The organism is Microbacterium panaciterrae (assembly GCF_039541635.1).
GTDB classification, from domain to species: domain Bacteria; phylum Actinomycetota; class Actinomycetes; order Actinomycetales; family Microbacteriaceae; genus Microbacterium; species Microbacterium panaciterrae.
Window position 1 is genome coordinate 1 of sequence record NZ_BAABGP010000031.1, and the last position, 2,206, is coordinate 2,206.

The following is a 2,206-nucleotide window of genomic DNA, read 5'->3' on the forward strand; positions in this document are numbered from 1 at the left end:
TCAGGTGGTTGACCTCGTGCACCAGCACCGCGCCCGCCGTCTGCGGCCCCCACTCCGCGAGCATCGCGGGATCGACGTACAGCCGCCAGTGCTGATCGACGGCGAACGTTCCCAGCCCGACCGCGGCGAGCGGTCGCACCGTGAACACGGCGTGCGCGAAGTACGGCGCGGACTCCACCGCGACCAGGCGCGCCGCGGCGAGCGCGCGGCGCTCGTCGCCGGTCAGGGGTCGGATCTGCGGGTTCATGCTGCGGCCTCCGTGGGGATCAGTCCGGCGTCGCTGAGGATCGACAGGAACGCGCGTGCGCTCGCCGGAGGGTTGGTGTTGGTGGGGCGGGTGTTGAGCAGGGCGCGGGCGTTGGCCGCGGCCACGTCCTGCAGGCCCGCGGTGGCGGCGACGGCGAGGGGCTTCCATGCGTCGATCCAGCCGCCCTTGGTGCGGTCGGCGGTCGCGTAGGCGGTGACGCCGGTGAGGATCGCCCAGGCGCGGGACGGCTCAAGGTCGGCCCAGGCGACGGACTCGGGGTTGGCGAGCACGTCGGCGGGGTCGGGGAGATCCTGCATCGCTCGCCAGGTGATGAATTCGGTTGCCGGTCCCTCACCGACCAGGCCGGTGACGGCCAGGAGCGCGGCGGGTGTGTCGCCGGGGTCCAGGAACGCGAGCACGTCGGCGGTCATCGTCCAGGTGCGGTTGGAGGGCCAGGCGCGGCCCGTCGCGGCGTCGTCCTCGGGCAGGACGTGCAGCAGGTCGGGGCGGGTGCGGATGAACGCGGCGACCTCGGCGCGCGCCGCGGCGCGCAGGACCGGGTTGTAGTCCAGCACCCGGCCCGAGGCGGGGAGGGTGAAGCCGGTGATCATGCCGTCGATCCAGTCGTCCGTGCTCGGTTCGTGGTCGATGTGCAGGAACCGGTTGGCGAGCGGGGCGGCGAGGTCCCAGCCGTCCGCGGCTTGCTCGGGCGGGTTCGCCGCGGCGACGATGCGCACGCCGTGGGGCAGGGTGAGGTCGCCCACGACGCGATCCAGGACGACGCGCAGGGCCGCGGCCTGGACGGCGGGCGGGGCGGTGGTCAGTTCGTCCAGGAACAGGTAGCCGCCGTTCTCGGCCGCGGCCAGGCGCGACGCCCACGACGGGGGAGCGAGGTCCACGCCCCCGGCCTGGACGACGGGGAGCCCCGCGAAGTCGGCGGGCTCGCGCAGGGACGCGATCACCGTTTCCATCGGCAGCCCCTCGGCGTCGGCCAGCGCCGCCATGAGCGCGGACTTGCCGATGCCGGGCTTGCCGCGCAGGAGCACGGCGACGCCCGCGCGCCCTGCGGCGCGCATGACGGTCAGGAGCGGGTTGCTCTGACGCTGGATGGTGGGAAGCGTGGTGGTCATGGCGGTGTCTCCTCAGAGGTTGTTCTCGGCGGCGTAGTCGTCCACGCGGACCAGGGCGGCGAACTCCAGCCCGTAGCGGTCGGCGTAGAGGTCGGCCAGGTTCACGCGCTCGAAGGGCGCGGAGGGGATGAGTTCCGGAGCGTTCGGGGTGTTCGGCATGATCGCGGCCCTTCTGTTATGGATCTGACACTTACAGTCTCTCCGGGGCCTCCGACATTCTGAGCGGGGCCGCCGCGAAACTCGCGACAGCCCCCAGCAGTCACCAGATTTCGAAGCCACCCGACGCGCGGACGAACGTCGCGAACTCGCGCACGTTGTCCACATCGAACGGGTACGACGCGGCCGGGGGTTCCGTCGTGCCGATGCCGGAGCACCCGTTGCACCCACCCCGGCCCGTCTCCGGATCCCGCGGCTTGTTGAAGCCGTGCTGCACGCCGATGTCATCCGTGCGCACTCCCGTGCCCTCGCACAGCCAGCAGGTTTCCCGCGGCAGAGCGGCGACCTCTGCCGCGTACTCGGCCGCCCACTGCGCCACCTTGCCGGATGCGAGATCGGCATCCAGAGCGTCAGCCAGCGCTTGCGACTGCTCGGCGTTCAGGCCGTCGCCACTGTTGCTCTGCCAATGAGAGCAGCCCACAGCCAGGAGCGTGTGCTCCTGGACGATATAGGTGGCCAGGGGCCGCCACCACCACACGTTGTTGCGGAAGTACCTACCGACCTCGCTGATCGGGTCCTTGCCGATGACGTCCATACCCATGGTTCAGTGTCCTGTTCTGTCGTGGTCTGTTGTTGTGGATCTGACAGTTACAGTCTGCCGGGGGCCACGGAC

At 71.1% G+C, this 2,206-nt stretch carries 4 protein-coding genes; all 4 read right to left on the bottom strand.

The features are described 5' to 3' along the window. A partial coding sequence (locus ABD882_RS18595) for a DUF2201 family putative metallopeptidase (RefSeq protein ID WP_425563398.1) occupies positions 1-247 on the bottom strand: 247 nt, incomplete at its 3' end. Next, positions 244-1,377, bottom strand: coding sequence for an ATP-binding protein (locus ABD882_RS18600; RefSeq protein WP_345188980.1), 1,134 nt, complete (start codon positions 1,375-1,377; stop codon positions 244-246). The genes ABD882_RS18600 and ABD882_RS18595, both read right to left, overlap by 4 nt. Before the next feature lie 12 nt (positions 1,378-1,389). After that, the gene (locus tag ABD882_RS18605; protein ID WP_345188981.1) at positions 1,390-1,536 is read right to left on the bottom strand and encodes a hypothetical protein; all 147 of its coding nucleotides are present in this window, start codon (positions 1,534-1,536) and stop codon (positions 1,390-1,392) included. Between the two features lie 100 nt (positions 1,537-1,636). Next, positions 1,637-2,128, bottom strand: a complete 492-nt coding sequence (locus ABD882_RS18610) for a hypothetical protein (protein ID WP_345188982.1) — start codon at positions 2,126-2,128, stop codon at positions 1,637-1,639. Positions 2,129-2,206 lie beyond the last annotated feature (78 nt).